The following is a 25,033-nucleotide window of genomic DNA, read 5'->3' on the forward strand; positions in this document are numbered from 1 at the left end:
TCTGCAGACGCAGCATGGCTCTATGTTTACCCTACTTAACTTCACCTACGTCTTTAACTATCGCATTTACTTGGACATTTACTTCCGCCTTGGCAAATACCTCTCCCCAACGATCCTCTACCTTCTTCCACGCTTCATATGTATGAGCACGTGCGAACAAACCAAACCCGATCGGATCGATTTGGTGCTTCTGAAATTTATCAATGAGTTCTTTCATCTGCTTGTCCAATTGAGTCTTGATCATCTTCTCCAGTTTCTTGCCTTCCTTATCTGCATCCAAAACGAATAACTTTTCCGTTATGAACAAAGGCAGATTCAACACGACATCAAAATGGAACTGATCTTGTGAATAAGTCACCTTCACTTTCCTTGTGAAATGCAGGATATAAAAAGTGACCGCGCCTTCGGAAAAAAGGTCGTCCCTGCTTTTTTCTGGCAATTGCACAGAAAACGAAAGACTTCCTTCTATTCCTCCTTGAAGCAATAGCAGAAGTTGATTTTCTGCGGTATTCAAATTCGCTACATATTTTCCTTTCTTATTCAGCAATGCGGTCCCCGTCGCGACAATTTCTCTATTTTTGCGTAATTGCGGCAAGTATGGTGTTATTCCCTTTTCATATATCTGAGTGTGCAGATTATGAAGTGTTGTCGCCGAAATCAGATTTCTCTCTTTTGCTGTATCAATAAGCGTAGCCACATGCAGTGGAAGCCTTCGTTTATTCAAGGGCTTGAAGAACATAATATCCTCGACAGGGCCATCAACAGCAATAACTTTCGCCAAAATATTCGATTTGGAATCTCTGAAACAAATGTCCAACATCTTGAGCCATCCCTCGTGCTCTAGAACGCGCGATCCAACAAGAATACTTTGGACTTTACCAGAACTTATAAGCGCTGAAACACGAGCATCCAACTCGTTTCTTGCTCCTCTCACGGTCGGGGAATATACCTTGGTTTGCTCATTTTTTTCCTTCGCTTCCTTGTTAAATACAGGACTTGAAGAATAAAAGACAAGATTATTGTCCTTGTCCAGATCAATACCCAGCATAAGAAGAAGAGAAATATCTTCCAAGTCAGTCCGATCATCACACCCTGGTAGTACCAACAGCACCACAATCAAGAGCAGGATTGCTCTTCGAACCCGCATCAATTCCGCCACCTCACTACCCAATTCTTCATGATAAGAAGTCCCCATAGAACAAAAGGAAGTAAGTACGCTACACCCACTCCAAGCTGATTAAAACGCGCGATCCAAATCTTACTTTCGTGCCAACTTAGATCCCAAAAGAAGGTGTATGCGATCATCCCTGCCAACAGAACGAGCATATGTGCGTTCGTTTTCCCTTTTGCAACCAATTGCTCCGTGCATTGCACGGCAATATGAAGAGCAGGAAACCACGTTTTACAAATGAGGAGTGTATACACAGATAAAAAAATAATATCGAATCTCTCCAGAAAACGAAATTCGATGATTTTGGCAGCGGAAAGCGGTGCTAGTTGATATTGGGTGATTTCATCCGGGCTGAAGACAACAAAACAAATGATCGTCACAAATAAGTAAACCGCAAGAGTTAGGGTATTAGCGATGACCACGTTGGCGGAAGCTGTTTTTTTATTTTCCAAATAAGGGTAAAAAAACATTATGCCTTCAAAACCCAAAAAGGAGAGGATCGTTGAGCTTACACTATGCCAGACTGGCATCCATCCCTCTTTTAGAACCGGAAGCAGATTTATCCAATTTGCCTCCTTAAATACATATAGCAGGATGAACGGCATCCAAATAGTGCTTAAAATCACGACTTCTGCGAAGCGTCCTAAACTTCGGACGCCTCCCTTTACGACCATAAAAGCTGGCACAACAAATAACAACATAAGCACATAAGTGTAAGATTGCTGCATAATCCAAGTTTTAATGAGTAGAGCCATTCGGCCAAAAATTAGATAGGCGAACAGAATCATGTAAACAGCAAAAATGATGGTCAACAGGGTAACGGACCACTTGCCAAAGTAATGTCTCACCAGATGGATCACGGTCCCGCCAGGATATTTTTTCATGACCTGGATCATAGCTAGACTCGCCACGACTGAACATACCCAGCCACCGAAAATGGCGATCCACCCATCTGTACCACTAATTTCTGCCAAAGCGGATGGCATCGTTATCACGCCTACACCTACCTGCATCCCATGAATCAAAAAGATAAACTGCAAGCGTGTAATTTTATTCTTTTCATAGGTATTCCCTGTCTGTGGCATTAGCTGTCATCACCTTCTGCCCGTTTTGAGATCATCTTCTTTTTCTGAAGAGTTCTAACGCTTTGGGGGCGCATAATCATCTTCCACAGTGGTAGACGTACGAAACCATCTTTCCAATCCCCTAGACGTATGGGGGCAAGCGGTGAAGTATAGGACTGGCCAAGTGATTTTAAATTAATGAGGTGCGCAATCAAAACCATGTACCCGGCTACGATCCCGACAATGCCGAAAATAGAGGCAATAATCATCATAGGAAATCGGATTAACCGAATGGAAGAGGCCATATCATAGTTAGGCAAGATGAAGGAGGCTACCGCCGTAGAGGCCACAATCACGACCATAAGGTTGCTGACGATACCTGCTTGAACAGCCGCTTGTCCGATGACGATCCCGCCCACAATGCCTACCGTCTGCCCTACGGGAGCTGGCAGTCGAATACCTGCCTCACGAAGCATTTCGAGCATAATTTCCATAATTAAGGCTTCGATAAGCGGCGGGTATGGAACAACAGCTCTAAACTCACCGATAGATAGGATAAGATCTAGAGGAATTACTTCATGATTGAAAGAAATGCAGGCAATATAGATCCCCGGCAGGAAAGCGGCCACAAAACAGGCCAATATGCGCAGCAGCCGAAGGAAGGTCGCCACGGGCCAACGCATGCTGTAGTCATCAATACCTTGAAAAAAGGAGACCAGGTTCATGGGTGCAACCAACACGCTGGACGAACGATCGAGCACAACGCAAATTCTTCCCTGCAAAATTTGGGAGGCCGCTGTATCGGGCCGTTCCGTCGTAATAAATTGCGGAAACAAGGAGAAGGAGTTATCCTCGATATATTCGGCTAGTTCTCCTGTATTTAATATACAGTCTACATTTAACGCCGTAATTCTTTTCTCCAGTTCCTGCAAAAACTCGGGCAACGCAACATCCTCTAAATATAGAAGTGAAACCTTGCTTTTTGCTCTTTGGCCTATATAATACTCCTTGATTTTCAACTCGGTGCTGCTAATATACCGGCGAATTAACGCAATATTTTGAGCGTCCGTTTCGACAAATCCTTGGTGAGCTCCTTTTAACGAGGCCTCGATCTGCGAATCTGTAATCGCCCTTTGCGGCCAGCCCTGCGTATCCATGGCATAGGCATGTGGCAGTCCATCAATGAAGAGGACGCTATACCCGTGCAAGATAGAGGTCTCTATTTGCTCCCATGTCGCTATCGTGCTCATAAGCCCAAGCGTTACAGGCAGTTCGCCTTCTGTTGTATCTGCTTGGTGAAACATGAGCTGACGCAAAACGTTGTTGTTGATCGCATTTTTATCGACTAGTCCGGACAGATACACAAGTGCCGCTTGGCTATCCGTTTGTTTATAAGTGAAAGTACGGACGACCAAATCTGGTGTTTTGTTAAACAGCGTCTGCAGTAACTTTACATTCTCTGTAAGAGTGGTATGCAGCGAATTGCTCCCTGGTGCAAAAGGAATGTTCTGCTCCGGTACGGCCGCTTGAATGAATATTCGGTTCGTCCAGCGAAATAATCGGCGAACAAAACTCATCATGTACACCCTCTTACCTCTTCCAATCTTGTCATCTCATTTTCCCTTGAATTTCCACGGATTATTCATGACTTTTTTTCTGGGCCAGAGACATCTAGCTTTTTTTCAATCAGACGTGTATAAAAAGTGGAAAAATTTCGGATGTTATAGGAGGAATGCGAGGTGAAACCATGTCTACCCACGAGGAATCCAGTTCAGAATATCCGCGGAAAATCCGCGACTTCCAAGTACTAAGCACAATGAAGCCAAGTGAATGGACGGAGATTGAACTCCACAACAGCCACAGGCAAATGAGCGACTTATCCCCTTGGCTTAATGAGCAGGGCACCCATATCCACAGTCAAATCATTCAGGAAATCGAACGTCGCGGCGTCTGACTTAGTAAACATAGATGTTGCTTTATTATCGGAATTCCTTCATAATGAAGAAGTTGAATCTACATAATTTTAGGAGGTATTTATACAATGGCACATCAACTACCAGCTCTTCCTTATGCGAACGATGCACTTGAGCCACACATCGATGCAAAAACGATGGAAATTCACCACGATCGTCACCATAACACTTACGTGACTAACTTGAATGCAGCTTTGGACAAGCATCCTGCTCTGCATGATAAATCCCTTAACGATTTGATCGCTGACCTGAACAGCCTTCCTGAAGATATTCGCACTGCTGTTCGCAACAACGGTGGCGGACACGCGAACCACTCCCTGTTCTGGGAAGTTATCGGACCAAATGCTGGCGGAGCACCTACTGGCGCGCTTGCAGCAGCTATCGAAAGCGAGCTTGGCGGTTTTGACAAATTCAAAGCTGACTTCGCTGCAGCAGCAACAACACGCTTTGGTTCCGGTTGGGCTTTCCTGGCTGTTGACAAAGCTGGCAAATTGAAAGTATACAGCTTGCCTAACCAAGACAGCCCGATCATGGAAGGCGAAACGCCAATCCTTGGTCTTGATGTTTGGGAGCACGCTTACTACCTGAACTACCAAAACAAACGTCCTGATTACATCGCAGCGTTCTGGAACGTTGTGAACTGGGCTGAAGTTGGCAAGCGTTACGACGCTGCAAAATAAGTTAGCCCTACAAGGAGCTGTCCATCGAGTAGATTTTTCTACTTGAGGGCAGCTCTTTTTTCATTTGAGCCTATGTGCAGTGGCCTAGGGACATCCTCGGACATCCTCCTTTGGGACTATTAATGGTGGAAATTGTTTACGGTTTTTCGGGAAAGTAGTACGATAACGGTAACCAATATTATCCTGAAATGAGTTGAGAGCCTGTGAAAACAATCGTCCCCCTACTTCAAAATGTTCCTCTTTTCCAAGAACTCTCACAAGCTGATTTATTAGGCATCGCCCCTTTATTTATTGAAAAAAAAGTAAAGAAAGGCAGCATTCTATTCTTGGAAGGCGATGCAGGCGAGGAGTTATTCCTTATCAAATCGGGTGTCGTCAAAATATATCGGTTGGATGAAGCCAAAGAAATCATTCTGGCTTTGTTTCGGGACGGGGATTTTTTTGGTGAGATGTCTCTGATCAGCGCAGGTCTTACCCGATCGGCAACCGCTGAAACGCTGGAAGCCTGCACACTTTATGCTCTGAAGCGCACTTCCTTCGTGCAATACATGGAAAAGAGCCCCAGGCTGTGCCTGAAGCTCTTGGAGACAACAATGGGGCGATTGCGTCAAGCCAATGACCAAATCTACGATCTGACGTTTCTTGGCGTGCGCTCACGCATTATTAAAACCATTATTCGCCTATCCGAACAGCATGGCATCCCTGCACAGGACGGCCTTCTGATTAATGTCAAGTTGACCCATCAGCAGCTCGCCAATATGGTGGGCACTGTCCGGGAGTCCGTTACCAAGGTGCTGCAAGAGCTCCAGGACGACGACCTCATACAAATTGATAAAAAGTTAATCACATTAAGAAATGTGGAAGCGATTAAAGCCGAAATTCGCTAATATACGTGGATCAGGGAGCACCTACTCGTTGCTCTCCTGCCATTCTTTCATAATCCGAATGAACACATTCGGGAAAGCATACTGCTGCAGCTCATCCGGGCCTACCCAGCGATAATGGAACGGGATCCATTCTCCCCCGTTGGTTGAGTGGCTCAAGCTGGTGAGCTTGGCGCGAAATACTTTCATTTTCCAGACAATATGGCTGAAAATATGCTCCGTATCCATGAACCACTCGCCAGGCTGGATCATGATTTGCTCTTGGTCTGCAAGCGCTTTGCGTAGCATGTCCTTGTTCTCATCGTCAGAGAGCCATCCCTCCGGCTCCCACGTCACATGCGGCAGCTCCCACATACGGGCTAACAAACCTTCCTGCGGACGCTGTCTGATCAGCCATTTTCCTTCATTCTCACCCGTACCTTCGATCAAAGCCACTGCCCGCAGCTCAGGACGAGGCGGTTTGGCTTTCTTTTTGATAGGCAAGCCTTCTTCCATCCCGGCTTCACGCGCAGAGCAATGTGCCATGACGGGACACGTCAAACAGTGCGGCGACCGTGGCGTACAGACCATAGCCCCAAGCTCCATCAGCGCCTGATTAAAGTCGCTCGCCGTTCCTTCCAGGATGAGCTCGCGCGCCAGCTTCTCCATACGGGTCCGAGTTGCCGGCTTCATAATATCTTCTTCAATGAGAAAATAACGCGACAATACGCGCATGACATTACCGTCTACAGCCGGCTCCGGCTTATTGTAGGCGATGCTTAGCACCGCTCCAGACGTATAGGGACCGACACCTTTTAACGATGAAATCTCTTCTTTCGTCTGCGGAACGATGCCGCCATAACGCTCGTGCACTTCACGCACCGCAGTTTGAAGATTCCTTGCACGCGAATAATAGCCTAGTCCCTCCCAGGCTTTCAGGACATTCTCCTCAGGTGCAGTCGCCAGGGCTTCTACTGTTGGGAATTGATCAATAAACCGATGGAAATAAGGAATAACCGTATCCACTCGAGTTTGCTGCAGCATGACTTCGGAAATCCATATATAATAAGGGTTTTTACTTCTTCGCCATGGTAAATCACGTTTGTGCGTATGGTACCAATCCAGTAAGTTTTTGGAAAAATAAAGCATTTGTTCTTGACTGTACATGAGCTCTCCTTCTCTATAGGGCGCGTTCCAGTTATAATGAATGAATGGACATGAGTCCATTATACGAGAATTGCGGAACATAAAACTAGAGGTGAATGTATGCAAAACGAGAAGCAAGTACATAAAAGGAAATTATGGATCGGCGAAGCGCGTGCTCTCCTCCCTCTTCTCTTCATCTGGGGCGCGGAGTGGATGTTCAGTGCGCTTATGGATATTGCGATCTATTGGCGCGACCTGGACTGGTTAAAACAAGCCGCCCTCCTTACCGCTGTCGTAGCGAGCTTAGTGCAGCTGTGGAGCCTGCGGAAGGATTTCCGCGCTGATGGAGAGGGCTTACAGGACCAAAGCGGCTGGGGGCATCCGGCTCTGCTGCTGCTGCCAGGCGTGATGCTGATTGCCGCTATCGCTTTGCTTGAGGCCATTGGCGCTATCGGGCCTTTATTCGCCCCTGTGCTGCGAGCTTTCATTCTCGCAATCGGATTTGTGCAGTTCGGGCTGCTGCTCGGCAGACCTTTGATTTATTTGGGACTGTGGCTGTTCGCCTTGTCCGCCGTGATGGGTGTCTGGTATTTGGGCTACTCCGCCGTCATCCTCGAGGGCATGGGTGGTATCAGCCTCGTCGTATGCGGATATATGCTGCGCGTTTGGGGGCGGCAGAGCTAGGAAAGTGTAAGGCATACATTCAGCGGCAAATAGGAGGACACTCACTATGAGGCAAAACAAAGAAACCATGCTGCGCACAGCATGGCGACGGAGCATCGGCGCACTCGTCCTTGGGCCGATGGTGCTCGCATTAGCTGCATGCGGCGGGGCTTCCGGTGGCGAAGCCACACCGAAGCCTCCGGCTGCCACCGCAGCAAGCGAGAGCAACCCTGCGTTCGTGAAAGCGCAGGAGCTCTTCACAGCGAACAAGTGCATCAGCTGCCACGGCGTTGATCTGGCTGGCAGGGCCGGCGCCAAGACCAATTTGCAAAAAGTCGGCAGCCAAATGACCAAAGAACAGATCGCGAGCCAGATCAAAAACGGAGGCGGCGGCATGCCCGCTTACAGCACTAAGTTGTCCGAGGATGAAATCGGACAGCTGAGCGATTGGCTCAGCTCCAAAAAATAGCAGCCTTAGAGCTGCTCTACAATCGCATAGGCGGCAGCCATCGATTCCGTATGCGTGATGCTGATATGGATGCGTAGGCTGCCTATTAAGCCTGCCCGCTGCAGCGCTTCCTCGCGCACGTGGCATATCGGCTTGCCCAGTCCATCGGGCAGCACCTCCACATCCTGAAAGCCAATCTGCTTGCCGATACCGCAGCCGATCGCTTTGACAATCGCTTCCTTGGCCGCAAAACGGCCGGAAGCAAACTCCGCTAACCGCCCTCGGCGCTTTTGCGCAAGCTCTCTCTCCTGAGGCGTCAAAATCCGCTCCAGAAACCTTTCACCCGCTGAACCTTCCAGCATCTTGCGCACTCGCGCAATTTCCAATAAATCCGTTCCGACGCCAATAATCATCGCTCGTGAGCACCACTTTTCTGCTGCGTTTTGCGTCCACTGTACACGATTCATTCTTCACGGTCAAGGGGCTGTTTGCATGCAGAGTGCTTTTTGAAACGACTTCTAGTTACTTCCAGGTAAGTAAGTTACCCTATTTTCAGTTCTTATGCCAAGCAGGAACTAGGCGTATACTGGACATAGATAAAAAGCTGGGAGGCCTACATAAATGAGAATAATGCCACTTGAAAAACGTGGAATATCGAACAGCCGAATTGCTTTTGGATGTATGGGCATTGGCGGGGACTGGACGGCAGCACCCTTGACCAAAGAAGATTATATCGTTGCCGAGAAAGCTGTAGAAGCTGCGCTTTCCATTGGCATCACCATGTTTGATCATGCCGATATTTATAAAAGAGGAAAGTCGGAAATTGTTTTCGGCGAAGTCCTGAAGAAAAGACCTGATCTTCGCGATCAAATCATCCTTCAATCCAAGGTGGGCATTCGTTTCCAGGATGATGTGAATCCACAGCGATTTGATTTCAGCAAAAATCACATGATTCCCGCAGTCGATGGCATTCTAAGCCGTCTTGGCGTGGAGCATCTGGATGTTTTGCTGCTTCATCGTCCAGATCCGCTTATGGAACCGGAAGAGATCGCCGAAGCATTTAATCTTTTGCGTTCTGCCGGCAAAGTGCGTCACTTCGGCGTCTCCAATATGACCGCTGCACAAATGCGCTTCATTCAAAATTCCTTGCCGGAGCCGCTTGTGGTCAACCAGCTGGAATTGAGCTTGGCTCGCCTGGACTGGATTGAACAAGGTATCCTTGTCAATCAAAAAGCCGGCGTAGGCGTCAATTTCGCCGATGGCATCCTGGAGCACTGCCAGATGGCGGACATCCAAATTCAGGCTTGGGGCCCGCTGGCGAAGGGGATCTTCTCCGGCAAAGTGTTGAAGGATGCTCCGGAAAACATCGTAAAAACGGCAGCCCTCGTTAAGCAACTGGCTGCCGAGAAAGAAACAAGCTTGGAAGCCGTCGTACTTGGCTGGTTAATGAAGCACCCGGCCCGCATTCAGCCGGTTATCGGCACTTCATCTGTCGAGCGTATACACGCTTGCCAAGATGCGGTCCGCGTATCCGAAAATATGACACGCGAAGAGTGGTATACGCTGCTCGAAAGCTCACGCGGCGTGCGCGTTCCTTAGGTTCGGCACTCACTCGCCCCTGAACATACAAACAACCCCCGACCTGACAAGGCCGGGGGTTTTGATTAACGGGATTAAATACCCGGAATCGGAATACGTTTATGCTCCGTTTTGAGATATTGCTTCTCCAGCTTCTCTTGGACAGCCGGATCAATTTGCTTGCCTTCCAAGTAGTCGCTGTTATCGCCGTATGTAATACCAAGCTCGTTCTCATCCGTCTGGCCATCCCAGAGACCTGCGGTCGGGGCTTTGTCCAGCACGCTTTGCGGAACGCCCAGCTTCGCTGCAAGAGCTCGCACTTGCCGCTTATTCAGCGTGCTAAGCGGTGTAATGTCGACGGCACCGTCGCCATATTTCGTAAAGAACCCGGTAATCGCTTCGGAGGCATGGTCTGTGCCCACAACGATTAAGCCAAGTTCAAAAGCAAGAGCATACTGCATCACCATGCGTGTCCGCGCTTTGATGTTGCCTTTGCCGCCACGGCTCACATGCTGGTGAACGCCGATATGCTTGAGCCCGTATTCGACTTCAATGGCAATTTCGTCGACCGCTTCTTCAATATTGTTCTCGATTTGATGTTTCAAATCGAATGCTTTGGCCACCGCGTAGCTATCTTCGATATCTACTTGTTGACCGTAGGGTTGAAACACGCCGACCGTCTTGTACTCGGTGCCTTTTTCCGCAGTCAGCTCGTCCGTTGCCTGCTTGCACAACCCTGTCGCTACAGCGCTATCGATTCCGCCGCTGATTGCGATCAGCAGGCCGTTCGCTTTCGCGCCGAGCACATAATTTTTCAGAAAGTCCACACGTTTGCGGATTTCTTCGTCAATATCAATTTCCGGCTTAACGCCAAGCTTCGCGATAATTTCTGCTTGCAAACTCATGCCTCTCTCCACCTTTTCTATCATATAAAATCCAACCTTCTTTGAAATCTAGTATAGACTTTCAACCCCAAAATTTCAAAGAATAATCGCATTTTTCTCCCCATAAAAAGGAAAAGACCCGCCATGCATCAGCTGCAATAGCGAGTCGTTATTCCTTACTTGCAATATTGATTGAAAGCACCGATCAAATCGCCTGCGATCATGTCAGCGGAACGGTCTTCAATTTGGTGACGTTGGATGAAGTGAGCTAGCTCACCATTCTTGAACAATGCGATGGATGGGGATGATGGCGGGTATGGTGCCAAATATTCACGAGCCTTCGCTGTTGCATCCTTCTCTTGACCTGCGAACACAGTGTATGTGTACGTTGGCAGTGTATCATTTTGAAGCGCTTTGGCTACCCCAGGACGACATTGACCTGCTGCGCATCCGCAAACGGAATTGATAACCAGCAGCATGGTGCCGTCTTTGGACTTCTCCATCACTTCGTCCACTTGCTCCGGAGTCAGAAGCTCCGTAATTCCCAGACGAGTCAAATCTTCCCTCATCGGTTTAACCATATCTTTCATGTAAGAATCAAAAGACATTGCCATATGTTCCACCCCTTAGGATTTAATAGTTACTCTCAAAACGTAATCGTTACAACTTATATTATACATCCGTTGGCGGTGAATGCAAAGTACCTATAGCTGACTTCTAAAACAAATGGAAATAAAGCGAAAGCTATTAAGCTTCCGCCTCATCCTTTTTCCTCGTACTAGAAGCCTCTCCCGGCTCAAATGAAACATCTTTATCCGGATGCGTGAAAATCCCGCTTTGGGGCACGATGCCCTTTTCGAAATAATCGCGATTCTCGGCGCTTTGAAAGCCAATGTCCTTATACGGGTGAACCCATTCATCGCCTGCCATGACTTCAGGATCGGTCTCAGCCGTCCACTGCTCCAGCGGGGAGTTGTCTGATTCATACTCATGATCGCCGATGACGACACCATGTTCGTTCACGAACGCCTCACGTGGACCACGCCCCTGCTCAAATTGCGGGAGAAAATCGATCTCGAAAGGATCGAGATTGTTTTGGTCTTGAGCGGCTTGGGCTGCCTTTTTCGGATCCTTGCTCATGTCGATGGCCGGTTGGGTCCGTCCAGTTTTTTGTCTACAAAGCCCTCTTTCCCTGCATCTGATTGCGACTTCTCGCGTTCTTTGTTTTGCTGTTCTTGTTGGATTTGGGTCTTGGAATCGTTTTGACTCATTGCACTCAGCTCCCTTCTGCCAGTATTATGTGCCAAAGCAGGTAGAAGCATTCCAATCACGATCATGAAAAGAAAGATCAGCTGTGCCATGCTTAAATAAAGCAGTTCCGGCTTCGCAGCAGCAAAAAAACTAGTCAACATCCCTGCAGCGCCTCCGTACATCAGTGAGTACTTCAGTAAAATCCCGCTCCCATAGCGATTTCGGCGCCCCTCATATCCAATCTGCCAAATAAGCAGAGGAAGCAGCAGCAGCGACACATAGGCGTGAAAAGGATGAAAATGCGATATCGTACCTTCGACGCTGATGCCCCACGGCCATGTAGTCGGAAATCCGTATGCCGGGACCAACGCACAATATACAAATACGGCTGCAGTCAGACCAGTAGCCAGTATATCTAGAAAAACGTACAGCGATATCCGCTGTTTTCTTATTTGAACGTACATATAAACAGCAGCCAATAGAAGTCCAAGCATGATTTCTGTGCTAGAGCCTACTACCATAAGAAGTTTCAATGGACTTGTCCAGAGTAACGAGGGTTGTGTGACGATAACGCCAAGCTTCCATGCGATTAGTACGATGATTGCACCAGCAAAAACGATATCATCAATCGGCTTAGTCATCGTGGCCTCTTCCCGACTGCTTAATTGCCGCGCTGCTCTTCGAATCAGCCATAAGCCTATAGCGCAAGCCAAAAGGACCGCTACCAGCTTGCCCTGCAGCTGCAAGGGTCCTAACTGAAATACATCCGGCATTCTTATCGCCTCCCTCTCTCCATTACTTCCATCGTAACGAGAGGTGACGCGATGTGCAACTATCAAGGCTCCAAGAACTGAAAGGTAAAGGAGGATTTCTGCAACTTATCAAAACGGAAGCCGGCAGCCTTCAGCTTGCGGATCACGACAGGCAGCGCCTCTAAAGTCGTGGTCTTATACGTGTTATCGTGCATCAATACGATAATACGCTTCTTCCCTTTGCTTGCGCTCAGCACAGAATCGATGATCATATCTTTATCCTGCACGGGGGCAGCAGCATCCGTCGAGCTAACGTTCCAGTCGAAATACTGGTAACCTTGCTCTTTTACCTTGGCCGTCACCCTACTCATAACTCCCCTGCCGCCGGATTTACGGCTCACTTGATTGTTCGAACCGCCTGGAAACCTTAGAATCTCAGGTCGAAAACCGACCGTTTCCTCCAGAAGTCGATCCAACCTGCTTGCATCTTTGATGAAAGCTTCAGGCGATTTATAAATACGGTTATAATTGTGTGAATACGTATGATTCCCAAGTGTGTGTCCTTCCGCTGCGATTTCTTTATAGAGCGATTTGCCCTCGCTCGTTTCTGTGCCTATGACGAAGAAAGTTGCGGTTACCCCATAGGTTTTTAAAATATGTAAAATCTTCCGTGTACTATTTGACGGACCGTCATCAAAGGTCAAATAGGCGATTTTATTCCCTACAGGAGGTGGACTGTGATGTGGAGGGCCGGAATAAAAATGCCTCGTCTCCACGACCGTTATTTCTTTATTATCACCCACTGGAGAAGCTGGGCTCACCTCTGATACTTCACTCGCTATTTTTCCGGATAACTGTTTAGGTACTTGCGCCGCTTGCTCCGTATGTATTTGATCGGTCCCACACCCTGCCACACTGACGCTAATCATTAACCCTATTAAATAAATGCCCGCTCGCCGTTTCTGATCACCCATGGATGCTCCCCCTTTTCGTGCGTTTCCTGTGCCACTTTAGTATGGCTATCCGCTCATTCGACATTAAATCCAATATTTCCCGGGAAATCCGACAGGAACAGCCCATCTCCCCCCTTTAAGTGAGTTCTGGCAGTAAGCTTCGTCGTTTTATGAGAACATAAAAAAAGACCATCCACAGGTCAATTTCAACCTAAGGATGGTCCTTTCCTTACAAACCGCTTACTCAGCAGCGCTGCCGTTTAATTTCTCTCTTAGCAGGTTCATCTGCTCATCAACCTTTGCTTGCTTCGCAACATCAACAGGCGTGTAGCTGCCAACCGTACCAGCGGGTACATATGGCTTGCGTGCGATTTCCGCTTCAACTTCCAGTTGAATGATTTTCTCTTCCATGCGTTGGAAGCCACGGGATGCGTTGCCGCTCTCGATTACGCCGTTGTAGGAAACTTGCGCCATTTGTTTTTTCGCTTTGGCAAGCTGAGCACGGGATACAAGCTCGTTGCGTTTGTTGCGCATTTTGTAGAACTCATCTTTCATTTCATGAAGCTGTTGTGTCAGCTCATCGGCATGTGCTTTTGCAGAAGCATATAAATCTGTGTACTCCACAATTTTATCTTCATGGTACAATTTTTCTTCAACCGCTTGGCGAGCGATGCCTTCTTGACCGTTTTTGATTGCTGCGGAAGCTTTCGCTTCACGATCAGCTACTAGACGAACGGACTCCTCAAGGCGCTGTTTCAATTTGCGCTCACTTGCAATTTGTCGAGCTACTGTCACTTCCGCCTGCGCAATTTCCTGCTCCATATCGCGCAGATACTGATTCAACATGACGATCGGATCCTCGATTTTATCCAATACCTCGTGAATTGATGCTTTTGTCATATCCTTCATTCTTGTAAATACTCCCATGGTTTACACGTCTCCTTTTTTAATATCAATTGGTTGTTGTTGTTCAAAACGAGCGACTTTGGCTCTCAGTTCTTCCACTTCTCTTTGCAAAGCTTTCTTCTCGATATCTTTCATCATTTCATCAATGTTATTAGTTTTGCTTGCCTCGTATGGTGCGTTGTAGCCTGCATGATGCGGTGGCACGTGACCAGAGTGCGGCTTGTGTGCCGTTGTGTTCCATCCACCGTTGTACGGAGGGCGGGCATACGAGCCGGCATAAGGATCAAAAGGCGGATGGTCGTAACCAGGCTCCTTCGGAATCACAATAGCGGCCATAAAGTAGATGAAAATGACCGTTCCGCCTGTGAAAAATGTTGTGATAACCACTAGCAGTCTTAGTAATGTAGCATCAACGTTCATAGCTTCGGCGAGTCCGCCGCAAAGACCGGTTACTTTTTTATCTCTTCGTGAGCGGTATATTTTGCTCATGATTGTCTGCTCCCTCCTGATTCAGCCTATTCCGCAGTGCCTCAAGCTCCGCGTCTACAGCCGGATTTCCCGCACCGTAGTAGCTTTCTCGGCCCATACGTCGTACATCTCGGAGCGTTCTTGCATGAAGCTCCATATCGGATACGCGCTCTTCCAAGCGGCCGAACATCCGTGGTGACGCATCCTGCGACACGCTGCTGCGAGCATGCAATCTCTGCTGCAAGCGAGCGGATTCCATTCGGGCCAGGTAGTAGCTGCGTTTATCTGCCACTTCTTTGTAATCTGCTTTGAGCTGCTGCAGCTCCTCATCCAAGTCCAGGATGGATTGCTTGGCTTGCTCATACAATTCGCGATATTGCTCGCTTTTCTCCTCAGCTTGCAGCTTCTCTTGAAGCACAATCCGTGCCATATGTTCTTCGCCGGCCTTCAAAGCCAGGAGCGCTTGCTGCTCGCGCTTCTCTTTGGTTTCTAACGCCGTCAAATATTGCTGCCTTAGCGAAGCTGCGTGAGTGACGCATTGCTGGTACAGCCTCTCGGATTGTTGAAGCTGTTCGCGCTGAGCAGCTAAGTATTGGTCGATCAAGCGAACCGGATCTTCGGACCGTTCCAAATGTTCATTCAGGGATGCTACGGTAATGTCTCTCATACGCCTCAATAGGCTCATCTCTCATACCACCTTTTCCACTCTGTTTTGCCATCCTATTTACACGGTTCTTCTTGTCAACATCGAAACCCCGTAACCAATCAATCCAATCGCCAGAAGAATAATGATCCAGCCGGCTAATTTGCCAACCAGGATAACACCGCCGATTCCTGCAATAAGCCAACCGAATTTATTGCCATTCTGAATGCCAATATATCCTAGACCGACCATACCAATCGGAATCAGGTATCCCATCACCGAACCGATAAAGGGTCCCATGTGAAGTCCTAACTTGTTAAGCAGAATCAGTGCGCCGAATGCGATTAGCAGAGCGGCTAAGCCTGTATTTCTTTTCATGATTTCGTCACCGCCTTTCGTCATGTGCTGTGCTCTTGTTCATGTCTTTATTCTAGGTAAAATCGAGCCTTTCCAAAACGGACCGCGGACGGTATTTCATACTAGACCTTAGTCGGGGCGCATCTACGACCTCTGTTCAGACCGGAAATATTGCGGTGGCAGATAGGCTGCCGTGTACATACAATAACAAGTGAGTGGGAAGGGGGCCGAACCAATGCCTTCAGTGGTCTATGGCGGTGTCAAAATTCTAAGTGTGAACTCGGGTTCGAATGTCCAGTTTGGGGATACCGCATTAATACGGCTGTCGAGTAACTCCAAGATCTATGCGGGCGCCAACTCATTTTCCCCGGGGGATAGCTTCGGAAGTGTCCAGAATGTCCTAAACGGCAGTGCCAATACGAGTGATCCGGATCTCATTGATACGAATACGAATAATGTGCTGTAACGCAAAATGAACCCGGGAACAAATTCCCGGGTTCATTTCCAATTAAGCCGCTGCCCTGCGCAACAAGCCATATGCTGCCAGCAAATAAACAGCAACCAACGGCACCATCCACCAAAATAGCTCCAGATAATGTTGACCGATCCATGAAAAGATACTTCCCCACAGCCCGAATTGGGATAATAACATGGATCCTCCTGTACCTATCAGAAGCGCAACAACGAAAAAGATTAACATACCTAACGCTCCGAAACGCCTATGAATGCTGGAAGTGGCAAACCCCAGAAAGTACATTTGCAGCAGGAGAATCAAATAAATACCGAAAACTGCGATGGGTGAAGTATCTCCCAAAAAAGCAATTTTGAAAATATGCAAACGAACTCCCCAACCACCGGTACTTTCTTCAATAAGTGACAAAATCACGAGCAGCGCCGCTGTACAAATACTGTAGAGGAAAGTTGTTAAAGCTGTTCCTACGAAGTAATCCTTTCTACGGATGCTGAGTCCCAAAGCAAAAGGGAATGTATCTTTGAGTGTCACGGCGCCTGAAACTAATGCGTAAATGAATATTGAAGCAAGGCCGCCTGTATTCATTGTCTCTTCCTCATTCAGGGATAACGCAATGAAAAAACTGATAACAAAATTCAAGCCAAGAATCATCCATGGGACGAATAACCACGACATTTTATTCCGCATATGAAGCTTAATCACATTACTTACCCGATTCATATCCGCTCAGTCCCCTTCCCCACAAGTGGTGTACGTGTCAGATGCACAATGAGCTGCTGCAGGGATACCGGCGCAAACTCCAGCCCCAGCGACTCCGCTTCTCTCCGATCGTGATCCGTTAAAGCACCCAGAATTGTGGCCGTTGCAGCAGCACCAATGTACTGACGCTCTAGCACTTCCTTGCCTCTTGAGAACGCGTCTATCGCCGTAGCCAACCCAGATACTGTGCAAGCGCGGCCGCGCAGCGCATCCGCATCTTCATCGAGGATCAACTGACCATTATCAATGACCAAAATATGTTCAAGCAGACGGCTTACTTCGTCGATCAAATGCGTAGACAGGATCACCGTACGCGGATACTCCGCATAATCCTCCAGCAAGCGGTCATAAAATAAAGCTCTTGCTACGGCGTCCAAGCCTAAATACGGCTCATCAAATATAGTTAACGGTGCGCGGCTGGCCAAACCAACCACAATTCCAACAGAGGAAAGCATCCCTCTGGACAACTTCTTCACTCTTCTTTTCAAAGGCAATCGAAAATCTTCAATCAATGACTTAGCATACGCATCGTCCCAATCCGGATAAAGTGTTCTGGCAATCTCCATCACATCTGCAACACGATAACCCTCCGGATATTTCTGGCTTTCCTTGATGAAGCAGATTTGATTCAAAACACGGTTATTTTCATAGGGATCTTCGCCAAATACCTTCAACTCGCCGCTGGTAGCAAACTGCTGGGCTGAAAGAATATGCATGATCGTGGTTTTCCCCGCACCGTTTCTACCCAGTAAACCATAGATTTTATTTGCTTCTACCTTGAAGCTGACATGATCAACCGCGGTTACGTTCCCATAAGACTTCGTTAACCCGTTTACTTCCACAATGTGGGTCATCACACTTTCCCTCCTCTTCGCACCATTTCAGTTAGCTGTTCCACCGTAATCCCTAGCTTTTCAGCTTCTTTCACCATCGCCACAACATACTGTTCATAAAATAATTCTTTTCTCTTCTCCATCAGCTTCGTCCGCGCTCCCTCCGCTACAAACATGCCAATCCCGCGTTTCTTATACAAAATACCTTGGTCCACCAACAAATTAACGCCTTTCGCCGCGGTCGCCGGATTAATTTGATAAAAAGCTGCGAATTGATTCGTAGAAGGCACCTGCGATTCTTCCGGCATTCTTGCTTCAATAATGTCATCTTCAATCCGTTCCGCGATCTGCACAAAAATCGGGCGGCTATCGTCCATCGTCAAACCCATTTCCTCACCACCACATTGGTTAATTACTCATGTAATTAACCATACAACCAAAGGACTCTATTGTCAACAGGCATTGCGTATTTTGGGCACCCTTTCAAACATAAATCCCCTCCAAACTGGGAATACCACTATAACAAACTGTCATTCACTACTCCCATGAAAGGTAATCCGCCTATGTTTTTATCTAAAATGCGTCTAACTCTCGCTGCCCTGCTGCTCATATCCATAACTGTCACCGCCTATAGTGCGGAGTCAAGGACACAAGACGTGCAGCGTGCAAACTACCTAGCCGAAAACCAAATAAATGAGGCTCCCTCTGCCCTGCAGGGAGCCCCGCTATTTTCCTTTTCCGTGCTTAGCGATACTCATATCGTGAACACGGATCAAGTGTCCCAGCTGCTGCTCAGCCGCGCGCTGGTCGATCACCACAAGCTGCGTCCGGAGAGCAAGCTGCTTGTGCTCAACGGCGACCTGACGGGCGGCACCGAAGGCGACTATCGCAGCTTGATGGGGCTGCTCAGCAGCCAGCCGCATGCCCCTGTGCACGCGACCATGGGCAACCACGACTACTACGGCGTATGGCGTACGCCGGAGGGTGGCATGGATACATCGAAGATGAATCCTGCCTGGTCCAGCAAACAAGCGGTCGCGTTATTCGACCGCATGTGGGGCTACGATAAGCCGTATCACGAGCTTATCGTGGAGGGCTACCGCTTCCTCTTCCTTAGCGGGGAAGCGTATCGTGACGTGAACGCCTCCTATAAGGAGGATGCGTTCCTCTCGGCCGAGCAGCTCACCTGGCTGCGCGATCGGCTTACCGTCGCGGGCACGGCGGATGCCGGCAAGCCCGTGTTTGTGTTCCTCCATCAGCCGCTGCCGCAGACGCTGGATGGTACAGACCGTGAGCTGGGCGTCGTCCAGCACGAGGAACTGCGGGCGCTGCTGGATGAGCACCCGAATGTTATTTTGTTCAGCGGCCATACCCACTGGAACCTGGAGACGACCAACCAAGTCAAGCAGCTGAAGTTTCTGGCCGCTTCCAGCGCTTCCATCCGCGAGGTATGGAACGCTCAGAACGAACCGGAGACGATTGGCGTCAGCCAGAGTCTCATCGTGGACGTCTACAAGGACCGCGTGGTTATCATGCGTCGTGAGCATACGACGAAGCGCTGGATTGAACCTTCCATCGCGAAAGGCTACGACGTCAAATAAAAAAAGCCGCACTCCTATGTCCCGAATAACGGGAAAGGAGTGCGGCTTTTTATTCGATTAGTTCGTTGCTGCCGGAGCTGCTTCCTCTTTGGAAGGCTTGCCTTTAGGGCCAACGAAGCCTTTTTGCTCGACTTGTTTTTTGATGCCATCTGTCATGCTGTCTTTGATTTTGCTGATAAGATCATCTTCGCTGATGCCTTTGGCAGAAGCCACGTCAGCAATGGATTTTCCTGCTTCCAGCTCCGTTCTCAGCTCTTCTTGGGTGATGCCCAGGATCTGTGTCAGTGCTTCAGGGTTGCCGAACATTCCAAAACCAGGACCTCCGGGACCACGGTGATCGCCTCTGCCTTCAGGTCCGCCTTCCGGACGAGTGCTTTGCACTTGTTTCGTAACACGGTAGGAAAGATCAGCTAGCATTTTATCCGCTTGCTCCTGTGTCAGCTTGCCAGCTGTAACTTCAGTGTTAATCGCTGTTGTTTCAGCCGCGACTAACTTCGCCACGAAGTCTGCTTCTGTTAGGCCTTTTTCAACTGCAAATGCTGATAAAGTCTTGCCTGCCTTTAAAGCTTCTTGCACAGCGCTTGGTTCAACGCTAAGGATGGTAGCCGTTTCCTCAAGAAGTTTGTCGCCACCATGTCCTTTTCCACCGCGGTCGCCGCCCGGGAAACCACCCTGGAAACCGCCTCCGAAGCCGACTTTGAACCCTGTTCCATCGATTTGCTTCGTTAATTGGTCAGAGAGACCGGCAACAATTTTGTCCGCTTGCTCTTGTGTCAATTTACCCGCCGTTACTTGATCCGTGATGGATGTTGTTTCCGCTGCAACCAGCTTTTGCAAGTAGTCTTCTTTCGTCAGGCCTTTCTCCTCTGCGAATGCAGCCAATGTTTTGCCTGCTTTCAATGCCTCTTGCACAGCGCTTTCCTCAACACCTAAGATGGTTGCTGTTTCTTTCAACACATTCCCGCCGCGGAAGCCGCCGCGATCTCCGAAACCTTTTCCTCCTTTGCCAAAGCCTGCTTTTTGAGTCATATCGTTTGCGGAAGGGCTTATCGTATCTGCATATGCTTGATTATGTAGGGCTCCAACAAAACCGACACCAAGTACAAAAGAAGCGATCAATGAACCTGTAAGAATTTTTCTGGAGATATTTTTCATCGTGTGTTCCACCTTTTCTTTCAATTATTTTTTTGTTTGTTCCTTACAAAACCTAGTATAGATGCCTTACCTGAATTGGATCTGAGTAGTAACTGAATGTTGGTTGAGAAGTATCTGAGAATTGGCTGAAAAAGGAAACTAGTCTCACGTAGGCTCATTGGGTGAAAAAGTGCATGGATAGACTCCGTGGGGAACCACAGGGCGTTATTCTGCCTGGAATCTGTGTTTGCGCTAGTCAAAGGGAACTAGAGGGCGCTATTTTAGCGATATCGGCTTGTAGGTAAGCTTTTGAGGGGAAATAGAGCCCTGTAGTTCCTTCAAAAACTGAAATGAGCCTTTTGGGCTCAATTAAGACCCTGTAGTTCCCTTCGGTTCAAGTGCGGGGCTGCTGGCGGCGAGGGCGAGGTTCTGGTTCTGGTTCTGGTTCTGGTGCGAACTGAATCGGGGACTGGAGGAGGTGCGGGAGATTGGGCGTTACGGAGGGCTGATGGGTGAGCGGCTATTGGTGGAGTTCAGGTACTTTAACTAGTTAGCTACTATTGGTGGAGTTCAGGTACTTTAACTAGTTGGCTACTTCGGGTGGGATTCAGGTACTTTAACTAGTTGGCTACTTTGGTGGAGTTCAGGCACTTTAACTAGCTGACCACTTTGGGTGGGGTTCAGGTACTTTAACTAGCTGGCTACGTTGGTGGGATTCTGATACTTTACTAGCTGGCTACTTTGGGTGGGATTTAGGCATTTTAACTAGTTAACTACTATTGGAGTGTTCATGTTACTACAACCATCAGATCACCACTTCTGAGCATTGCTGTGTGCTAAAGGACTGAGTGGGGCTATTTGCCGCTTTTGGGATAGGATTAGTATCTAACGGATTCACCTGCCGCTAATCGTCAAGAAATGGCCTTAAAACAGCTGCAAACCAGTAGATAACGGCGCCTCAGTCCGGTAGCTTTCCAAATCTACTCAAAGAGGCAAAATAGCGGCTGCTGAGTCCGTAACAAGTGTGTCGACCATCGAGGGGCAGATCGTACCGGGGTTATGCCCACCCCTCGTAACAACAAAAAACCTATCCCGGCATCAGCCGAGATAGGCATCTTTTTATTTCACCGCAGGAAGAATCACCTTAAAGGTGGTTCCCACTCCCACGATACTATGCACTTCAATCAATCCGCCGTGAAGCTGGACAATGGAATGAGTGATCGATAAGCCCAGACCGGCGCCGCCGCTCCGTCTTGCCCGCGAGGTGTCGATGCGGTAAAACCGGTCAAACAGATGAGGAAGGTGCTCGGGGGCAATCCCCTCTCCGTTGTCATGGATCGCAATTTCCACGCCAGATGGCGTTTGGGCTAGCGTGAGCCCGACCTCCCCCGTCAGCGGGTGCGTGTGCTGAACGGCATTGTGGAACAGGTTCAGCACAACCTGCTTGATTTTATCCGGATCATACAGATACCGGGTCTGGGGAGCCAGGTGGAAGGTCACCTTCCTGTCTCCTGCCAGTAGACGCAGCTGCGGTTCCATCTCATGCAGCATCTCATCCAGCACGCCTTCCGTCTTCTGAAAAGAAGGAGAACGATCAAGCCGCGCCAGCATAAGGAGATCCTCGACAAGTTTGTTAATTCTCACGGATTCGCCATGCATGCTTTTCAATGCTTTCAGCAATGGCTCCGGCTGTTGGTATGCTCCGCGAAGCAGTACCTCCAGAAAGCCGTGTATGGACGTGAGCGGTGTGCGAAGTTCATGCGAAGCATCCGCTGCGAAACGGCGCATCTGCTCTTTCGCTTCCTTTTCCGCCTCGAAAGATACCTCCAACCGTTCCAGCATCCCATTAAATGAGGCGGCCAGACGATCAATTTCCACCTGTCCCTGATGTGCAGGGAATCGCTCGTTCAGGTTACCTGAGTCAATCTGCTTGACCGTATCCACCATATTGGAGAGCGGAACCAGCGTTCGGCGCAAGACGGGAAGGAAGCCTAGAAGACCAAACACCATCGCTAACAAGGATAGAAAAATAAAAGTAAGCAATTGCTGAACCAACACATCCCGAATCGGTGCAACACTGGTGCTGGCTTGAATAATGCCCTGAAAGCTTGGTCCGCCGGGACCGCCCCGGGATCGTTCAGGCTCTCCGCCAATCTGATGAAAAACCACAAGTTGATCATTGCCCTTCTCATCTTTGACGATGCGGTGCTCCAGCTTCATTTTCTTCTTTGCCAGGAGACTCAGATATTCCTCTTGGCTCAGTTGTGGAGCTGGCTGCTCATAAGGTGAGGAGATCAGCTTATAATTTCCTTTTTCATCAATAAAAGCAATGGATAACTCCGATACGAAAATCCGCTCCTGCTCACCGGCGAAACCAGGCCGGTTCTCACGGTTTGAGGGAAATACGGGCGTTTGCCCGTCTCCAGTACCCAAACCCAGACGCAGCATATTCGGGGGCAGTGCAGCAAGCTGATTGCGGATGGTCTCCGCTTTATTTTGATACATGAACCGCTGCATAACGACATATTGAAACACCCCAATGAGCAGCAGCAGCACGGATAGCACCAGTAAGGTTCTAGAAAGCAGTTGAAATTTCAGAGAGCCCGTCGCAAAAAGATCGGCAAACCTCCCCTTCCTTTTCATGTCAAATCCATCCGGTAACCGGCTCCGCGAATCGTGCGAATCAGCTTATGTTCCTTATCGTTCAGCTTATCGCGCAAGGACCGAATGTACACCTCCACGATATTCTCTTCGCCTCCAAAATCATATCCCCAAACTTTATCGAGAATCATCGATTTGCTGAGCACAAGTCCATGATTAATCGCCATGAATTTAAGCAGCTCATATTCGGTTGGGGATAACTCCAGTACTCTGTCATGCAGGCTAATTTCTTTGCGACGGTCATCCATGCGAAGCGGTCCAATCACAACCTCGCCGAACAAGTTTGGAAAATGATTGCGTATCCGCGCATAAATGCGGGCAAGCAGCTCTTCAAAGCTGAACGGTTTGACCATATAATCGTCCGCTCCGATTGTAAGTCCCTTCACCCGGTCATCGATTTCGTCTTTGGCTGTCAGCATGATGACGGCGATGTTTTCCGTCTTTTTGATCATACGGCAAACTTCGAATCCGTCCATTCCCGGCATCATCACATCCAATATCGCAATATGCGGCTGAAATTTATTGCATGTCGTGATGGCGGAAAGTCCATCCGTTGCGGTCATCACCTCGAAGCCTTCATTCGTTAGACCTAATTCTAAAAATTCCAAAATATGAGGCTCGTCATCTACGAGCAGAATTTTGATTCCTTTTAACTGGCGCATGGGGTCGTTCCTCCCGGGTTCAATTCAATACAGGCTTTACAGACATTTTCTATAGTCAGTATCCCATATCCTGCCTAAAAGCAACCTGAGCAAAAGCTGAAAGGTTGCTGAATACTATCACTTTTCAGTAATTTTTCAGCTAACTATCAATTGAATCTCAGGTAATGCTTCTATAATTAGACCAACAACGTAAAGGACACCAAAGAAAAGAGGAAACACTTATGGAGCCATTATCCCCCTCCTTCCATTCGTTCCATTTCCAATCGCTCAAGGCTGAGATCGAATTATTGCTCCGCTGTGACGATAAAGAGCGCACGCTCATCACGCAATTAACCGATGATTGGTTTCGCAATGTCGATAAGCGTTTCAGCCCGGCTCTTGCCGACAGTGAAATTTCTCTATTAAATACATTAGCCGGGGAAAATTGCATGGTTTCTAATACCATGCTAGAGGTACTTTTTTTAGCTGAAATGTACCAAGCTGTAACCGATGGCTATTATCATCCACTTCATGCGGATGGTGCGCAGGCTGCTGCCCTTTTGGAATGGGAAGTAGATCCCTCCACGAAATCGATTAAGCTCCCCCATAATGCCAACATTCATTTGAGAGGGCTGGAGCAGGGCTGGGCGGTCAAACGATTAGCAGAATATATGCAGAAACAGCTTTCCCTGGAGCAAGGCTTAATCCTCGCCGGAGGAGAAATTACGGTATGGGGTCGAAGCTCGCTGGGCATTGATCCTTGGATTATCGGCATTCAGAACCCTTGGCATGACAACGCTAAGCTAGGTGCCATCGCTTTACCCGAAGGTTCCCTATCGACGTACAGCCAGTTCGAAGATCCGGATGCTGGCTCGGTCCATGATGTCGTGCAGTGCACGGTTGCCGGTGAAGATCTTGTGGAATGCCAAGTTTGGGCTAGGACGCTTGCAAGACTTGGTGTTCATGAAGGGCTGGCGCTGCTGGCCAAACGCACCTCCGTGTGTGAAGCGGTCGTGATTACCGCGGAACAGGAGCTTCACTATTTCGGGAAAAAAGCCTCTCTCCAGCGAAGATGGCTGGATATGCGAATCGACCATTATCACTTTCAAGATAAGGTATCTTAAGCCACTGG

The 25,033-nt window shown here is 48.5% G+C and carries 29 protein-coding genes; 9 read left to right on the top strand and 20 right to left on the bottom strand.

Features of this window, described 5'->3' with window-relative positions:
• Window positions 1-31 precede the first annotated feature (31 nt).
• From ACUN27_RS35585 to ACUN27_RS35595, 3 genes are read right to left on the bottom strand one after another with little or no spacing between them, the layout of a single operon-like run.
• The gene (locus tag ACUN27_RS35585) at window positions 32-1,147 is read right to left on the bottom strand and encodes a Ger(x)C family spore germination protein (protein WP_315954932.1); all 1,116 of its coding nucleotides are present in this window, start codon (window positions 1,145-1,147) and stop codon (window positions 32-34) included.
• Window positions 1,147-2,256, bottom strand: a complete 1,110-nt coding sequence (locus tag ACUN27_RS35590; RefSeq protein ID WP_445560510.1) for a GerAB/ArcD/ProY family transporter — start codon at window positions 2,254-2,256, stop codon at window positions 1,147-1,149. Before ACUN27_RS35590 ends, ACUN27_RS35585 begins: the two co-directional genes overlap by 1 nt.
• The gene (locus ACUN27_RS35595; RefSeq protein WP_445560703.1) at window positions 2,256-3,812 is read right to left on the bottom strand and encodes a spore germination protein; all 1,557 of its coding nucleotides are present in this window, start codon (window positions 3,810-3,812) and stop codon (window positions 2,256-2,258) included. The genes ACUN27_RS35590 and ACUN27_RS35595 overlap by 1 nt, the downstream gene beginning before the upstream one ends.
• A 155-nt stretch (window positions 3,813-3,967) precedes the next feature.
• Here ACUN27_RS35595 and ACUN27_RS35600 point away from each other — a divergent pair, with 155 nt between their 5' ends.
• From ACUN27_RS35600 to ACUN27_RS35610, 3 genes are all read left to right on the top strand, one after another.
• Window positions 3,968-4,189, top strand: coding sequence for a hypothetical protein (locus ACUN27_RS35600; protein WP_315954935.1), 222 nt, complete (start codon window positions 3,968-3,970; stop codon window positions 4,187-4,189).
• Window positions 4,190-4,276: 87 nt separating this feature from the next.
• Window positions 4,277-4,888, top strand: a complete 612-nt coding sequence (locus tag ACUN27_RS35605; protein WP_127455033.1) for a superoxide dismutase — start codon at window positions 4,277-4,279, stop codon at window positions 4,886-4,888.
• Between the two features lie 203 nt (window positions 4,889-5,091).
• Window positions 5,092-5,775, top strand: a complete 684-nt coding sequence (locus tag ACUN27_RS35610; protein ID WP_315954936.1) for a Crp/Fnr family transcriptional regulator — start codon at window positions 5,092-5,094, stop codon at window positions 5,773-5,775.
• A gap of 21 nt (window positions 5,776-5,796) precedes the next feature.
• Here the strand turns inward: ACUN27_RS35610 and mutY are convergent, their stop codons facing one another.
• On the bottom strand, window positions 5,797-6,918 hold the full coding sequence (gene mutY / locus ACUN27_RS35615) for an A/G-specific adenine glycosylase (RefSeq protein WP_326062887.1): 1,122 nt from the start codon (window positions 6,916-6,918) through the stop codon (window positions 5,797-5,799).
• A gap of 99 nt (window positions 6,919-7,017) precedes the next feature.
• Here mutY and ACUN27_RS35620 point away from each other — a divergent pair, with 99 nt between their 5' ends.
• Window positions 7,018-7,581, top strand: coding sequence for a hypothetical protein (locus tag ACUN27_RS35620; protein WP_326062886.1), 564 nt, complete (start codon window positions 7,018-7,020; stop codon window positions 7,579-7,581).
• 118 nt (window positions 7,582-7,699) lie between these two features.
• On the top strand, window positions 7,700-8,029 hold the full coding sequence (locus ACUN27_RS35625) for a c-type cytochrome (protein ID WP_315954939.1): 330 nt from the start codon (window positions 7,700-7,702) through the stop codon (window positions 8,027-8,029).
• Window positions 8,030-8,034: 5 nt separating this feature from the next.
• Here ACUN27_RS35625 and acpS read toward each other — a convergent pair whose 3' ends face one another.
• Window positions 8,035-8,421 carry a holo-ACP synthase gene (gene acpS, locus ACUN27_RS35630; RefSeq protein WP_315955117.1) on the bottom strand — a complete coding sequence of 129 codons (387 nt, stop codon included), beginning with the start codon at window positions 8,419-8,421 and terminating at the stop codon, window positions 8,035-8,037.
• Window positions 8,422-8,629: 208 nt separating this feature from the next.
• Between acpS and ACUN27_RS35635 the strand changes: the two genes are divergently transcribed.
• On the top strand, window positions 8,630-9,607 hold the full coding sequence (locus ACUN27_RS35635; RefSeq protein ID WP_445560511.1) for an aldo/keto reductase: 978 nt from the start codon (window positions 8,630-8,632) through the stop codon (window positions 9,605-9,607).
• 74 nt (window positions 9,608-9,681) lie between these two features.
• Here the strand turns inward: ACUN27_RS35635 and nadE are convergent, their stop codons facing one another.
• The 9 genes from nadE to ACUN27_RS35680 all read right to left on the bottom strand — a co-directional run bounded on the left by nadE (window position 9,682) and on the right by ACUN27_RS35680 (window position 15,845).
• Entirely contained in the window at window positions 9,682-10,491 is an 810-nt protein-coding gene (nadE, locus tag ACUN27_RS35640; RefSeq protein ID WP_445560512.1) for an ammonia-dependent NAD(+) synthetase, read from the bottom strand.
• 155 nt (window positions 10,492-10,646) lie between these two features.
• Window positions 10,647-11,084 (bottom strand): BrxA/BrxB family bacilliredoxin, encoded by a 438-nt coding sequence (locus ACUN27_RS35645; protein WP_315954941.1) that lies wholly within the window; start codon window positions 11,082-11,084, stop codon window positions 10,647-10,649.
• A gap of 133 nt (window positions 11,085-11,217) precedes the next feature.
• A complete protein-coding gene (locus ACUN27_RS35650) occupies window positions 11,218-11,610 on the bottom strand; it encodes a DUF3905 domain-containing protein (protein ID WP_315954942.1) in 393 nt (130 codons plus the stop codon).
• Window positions 11,607-12,494, bottom strand: coding sequence for a prolipoprotein diacylglyceryl transferase family protein (locus ACUN27_RS35655; protein ID WP_445560513.1), 888 nt, complete (start codon window positions 12,492-12,494; stop codon window positions 11,607-11,609). Before ACUN27_RS35655 ends, ACUN27_RS35650 begins: the two co-directional genes overlap by 4 nt.
• Window positions 12,495-12,556: 62 nt before the next feature.
• Window positions 12,557-13,447 (bottom strand): polysaccharide deacetylase family protein, encoded by an 891-nt coding sequence (locus ACUN27_RS35660; RefSeq protein ID WP_445560514.1) that lies wholly within the window; start codon window positions 13,445-13,447, stop codon window positions 12,557-12,559.
• 219 nt (window positions 13,448-13,666) lie between these two features.
• On the bottom strand, window positions 13,667-14,353 hold the full coding sequence (locus ACUN27_RS35665) for a PspA/IM30 family protein (RefSeq protein ID WP_315954945.1): 687 nt from the start codon (window positions 14,351-14,353) through the stop codon (window positions 13,667-13,669).
• A 3-nt stretch (window positions 14,354-14,356) separates the two neighbouring features.
• Window positions 14,357-14,821, bottom strand: coding sequence for a PspC domain-containing protein (locus ACUN27_RS35670; RefSeq protein WP_445560515.1), 465 nt, complete (start codon window positions 14,819-14,821; stop codon window positions 14,357-14,359).
• On the bottom strand, window positions 14,790-15,485 hold the full coding sequence (locus tag ACUN27_RS35675) for a PspA/IM30 family protein (RefSeq protein ID WP_445560516.1): 696 nt from the start codon (window positions 15,483-15,485) through the stop codon (window positions 14,790-14,792). Before ACUN27_RS35675 ends, ACUN27_RS35670 begins: the two co-directional genes overlap by 32 nt.
• Before the next feature lie 39 nt (window positions 15,486-15,524).
• Window positions 15,525-15,845, bottom strand: coding sequence for a LiaF transmembrane domain-containing protein (locus ACUN27_RS35680; protein WP_315954948.1), 321 nt, complete (start codon window positions 15,843-15,845; stop codon window positions 15,525-15,527).
• A 190-nt stretch (window positions 15,846-16,035) separates the two neighbouring features.
• Here ACUN27_RS35680 and ACUN27_RS35685 point away from each other — a divergent pair, with 190 nt between their 5' ends.
• Window positions 16,036-16,266, top strand: a complete 231-nt coding sequence (locus tag ACUN27_RS35685) for a spore germination protein (protein WP_445560517.1) — start codon at window positions 16,036-16,038, stop codon at window positions 16,264-16,266.
• 42 nt (window positions 16,267-16,308) lie between these two features.
• Here ACUN27_RS35685 and ACUN27_RS35690 read toward each other — a convergent pair whose 3' ends face one another.
• From ACUN27_RS35690 to ACUN27_RS35700, 3 genes are read right to left on the bottom strand one after another with little or no spacing between them, the layout of a single operon-like run.
• Complete coding sequence (locus ACUN27_RS35690; protein WP_326062879.1) at window positions 16,309-16,992, bottom strand: hypothetical protein; 684 nt, start codon at window positions 16,990-16,992, stop codon at window positions 16,309-16,311.
• Window positions 16,989-17,885: an ABC transporter ATP-binding protein gene (locus ACUN27_RS35695; RefSeq protein ID WP_326062878.1), complete on the bottom strand. Its 897-nt coding sequence runs from the start codon at window positions 17,883-17,885 to the stop codon at window positions 16,989-16,991. Before ACUN27_RS35695 ends, ACUN27_RS35690 begins: the two co-directional genes overlap by 4 nt.
• Window positions 17,885-18,253, bottom strand: a complete 369-nt coding sequence (locus tag ACUN27_RS35700) for a GntR family transcriptional regulator (protein WP_127458717.1) — start codon at window positions 18,251-18,253, stop codon at window positions 17,885-17,887. The genes ACUN27_RS35695 and ACUN27_RS35700 overlap by 1 nt, the downstream gene beginning before the upstream one ends.
• Window positions 18,254-18,409: 156 nt before the next feature.
• Here ACUN27_RS35700 and ACUN27_RS35705 point away from each other — a divergent pair, with 156 nt between their 5' ends.
• The gene (locus ACUN27_RS35705) at window positions 18,410-19,465 is read left to right on the top strand and encodes a metallophosphoesterase family protein (protein ID WP_445560518.1); all 1,056 of its coding nucleotides are present in this window, start codon (window positions 18,410-18,412) and stop codon (window positions 19,463-19,465) included.
• A gap of 57 nt (window positions 19,466-19,522) precedes the next feature.
• Here ACUN27_RS35705 and ACUN27_RS35710 read toward each other — a convergent pair whose 3' ends face one another.
• The 3 genes from ACUN27_RS35710 to ACUN27_RS35720 all read right to left on the bottom strand — a co-directional run bounded on the left by ACUN27_RS35710 (window position 19,523) and on the right by ACUN27_RS35720 (window position 23,922).
• Entirely contained in the window at window positions 19,523-20,620 is a 1,098-nt protein-coding gene (locus ACUN27_RS35710) for a hypothetical protein (protein ID WP_445560519.1), read from the bottom strand.
• A gap of 1,098 nt (window positions 20,621-21,718) precedes the next feature.
• Window positions 21,719-23,242, bottom strand: a complete 1,524-nt coding sequence (locus tag ACUN27_RS35715; RefSeq protein WP_326062875.1) for a sensor histidine kinase — start codon at window positions 23,240-23,242, stop codon at window positions 21,719-21,721.
• Window positions 23,239-23,922, bottom strand: coding sequence for a response regulator transcription factor (locus ACUN27_RS35720; protein ID WP_127458044.1), 684 nt, complete (start codon window positions 23,920-23,922; stop codon window positions 23,239-23,241). Before ACUN27_RS35720 ends, ACUN27_RS35715 begins: the two co-directional genes overlap by 4 nt.
• 221 nt (window positions 23,923-24,143) lie before the next feature.
• Between ACUN27_RS35720 and ACUN27_RS35725 the strand changes: the two genes are divergently transcribed.
• Window positions 24,144-25,025, top strand: a complete 882-nt coding sequence (locus ACUN27_RS35725; protein WP_315954954.1) for an FAD:protein FMN transferase — start codon at window positions 24,144-24,146, stop codon at window positions 25,023-25,025.
• Window positions 25,026-25,033: the final 8 nt, after the last annotated feature.

The organism is Paenibacillus sp. WC2504, assembly GCF_052682475.1.

Bases quoted from the DNA above. Each gene is read 5' to 3' on its own strand.
- ACUN27_RS35585 (WP_315954932.1), bottom strand. From the start codon at position 1,147: ATGCGGGTTCGAAGAGCAATCCTGCTCTTGATTGTGGTGCTGTTGGTA.
- ACUN27_RS35590 (WP_445560510.1), bottom strand. From the start codon at position 2,256: ATGCCACAGACAGGGAATACCTATGAAAAGAATAAAATTACACGCTTG.
- ACUN27_RS35595 (WP_445560703.1), bottom strand. From the start codon at position 3,812: ATGAGTTTTGTTCGCCGATTATTTCGCTGGACGAACCGAATATTCATT.
- ACUN27_RS35600 (WP_315954935.1), top strand. From the start codon at position 3,968: ATGCGAGGTGAAACCATGTCTACCCACGAGGAATCCAGTTCAGAATAT.
- ACUN27_RS35605 (WP_127455033.1), top strand. From the start codon at position 4,277: ATGGCACATCAACTACCAGCTCTTCCTTATGCGAACGATGCACTTGAG.
- mutY (WP_326062887.1), bottom strand. From the start codon at position 6,918: ATGTACAGTCAAGAACAAATGCTTTATTTTTCCAAAAACTTACTGGAT.
- ACUN27_RS35620 (WP_326062886.1), top strand. From the start codon at position 7,018: ATGCAAAACGAGAAGCAAGTACATAAAAGGAAATTATGGATCGGCGAA.
- ACUN27_RS35625 (WP_315954939.1), top strand. From the start codon at position 7,700: ATGGTGCTCGCATTAGCTGCATGCGGCGGGGCTTCCGGTGGCGAAGCC.
- acpS (WP_315955117.1), bottom strand. From the start codon at position 8,421: ATGATTATTGGCGTCGGAACGGATTTATTGGAAATTGCGCGAGTGCGC.
- ACUN27_RS35635 (WP_445560511.1), top strand. From the start codon at position 8,630: ATGAGAATAATGCCACTTGAAAAACGTGGAATATCGAACAGCCGAATT.
- nadE (WP_445560512.1), bottom strand. From the start codon at position 10,491: ATGAGTTTGCAAGCAGAAATTATCGCGAAGCTTGGCGTTAAGCCGGAA.
- ACUN27_RS35645 (WP_315954941.1), bottom strand. From the start codon at position 11,084: ATGGCAATGTCTTTTGATTCTTACATGAAAGATATGGTTAAACCGATG.
- ACUN27_RS35650 (WP_315954942.1), bottom strand. From the start codon at position 11,610: ATGAGCAAGGATCCGAAAAAGGCAGCCCAAGCCGCTCAAGACCAAAAC.
- ACUN27_RS35655 (WP_445560513.1), bottom strand. From the start codon at position 12,494: ATGCCGGATGTATTTCAGTTAGGACCCTTGCAGCTGCAGGGCAAGCTG.
- ACUN27_RS35660 (WP_445560514.1), bottom strand. From the start codon at position 13,447: ATGGGTGATCAGAAACGGCGAGCGGGCATTTATTTAATAGGGTTAATG.
- ACUN27_RS35665 (WP_315954945.1), bottom strand. From the start codon at position 14,353: ATGGGAGTATTTACAAGAATGAAGGATATGACAAAAGCATCAATTCAC.
- ACUN27_RS35670 (WP_445560515.1), bottom strand. From the start codon at position 14,821: ATGAGCAAAATATACCGCTCACGAAGAGATAAAAAAGTAACCGGTCTT.
- ACUN27_RS35675 (WP_445560516.1), bottom strand. From the start codon at position 15,485: ATGAGCCTATTGAGGCGTATGAGAGACATTACCGTAGCATCCCTGAAT.
- ACUN27_RS35680 (WP_315954948.1), bottom strand. From the start codon at position 15,845: ATGACGAAAGGCGGTGACGAAATCATGAAAAGAAATACAGGCTTAGCC.
- ACUN27_RS35685 (WP_445560517.1), top strand. From the start codon at position 16,036: ATGCCTTCAGTGGTCTATGGCGGTGTCAAAATTCTAAGTGTGAACTCG.
- ACUN27_RS35690 (WP_326062879.1), bottom strand. From the start codon at position 16,992: ATGAATCGGGTAAGTAATGTGATTAAGCTTCATATGCGGAATAAAATG.
- ACUN27_RS35695 (WP_326062878.1), bottom strand. From the start codon at position 17,885: ATGACCCACATTGTGGAAGTAAACGGGTTAACGAAGTCTTATGGGAAC.
- ACUN27_RS35700 (WP_127458717.1), bottom strand. From the start codon at position 18,253: ATGGGTTTGACGATGGACGATAGCCGCCCGATTTTTGTGCAGATCGCG.
- ACUN27_RS35705 (WP_445560518.1), top strand. From the start codon at position 18,410: ATGAAAGGTAATCCGCCTATGTTTTTATCTAAAATGCGTCTAACTCTC.
- ACUN27_RS35710 (WP_445560519.1), bottom strand. From the start codon at position 20,620: ATGAAAAATATCTCCAGAAAAATTCTTACAGGTTCATTGATCGCTTCT.
- ACUN27_RS35715 (WP_326062875.1), bottom strand. From the start codon at position 23,242: ATGAAAAGGAAGGGGAGGTTTGCCGATCTTTTTGCGACGGGCTCTCTG.
- ACUN27_RS35720 (WP_127458044.1), bottom strand. From the start codon at position 23,922: ATGCGCCAGTTAAAAGGAATCAAAATTCTGCTCGTAGATGACGAGCCT.
- ACUN27_RS35725 (WP_315954954.1), top strand. From the start codon at position 24,144: ATGGAGCCATTATCCCCCTCCTTCCATTCGTTCCATTTCCAATCGCTC.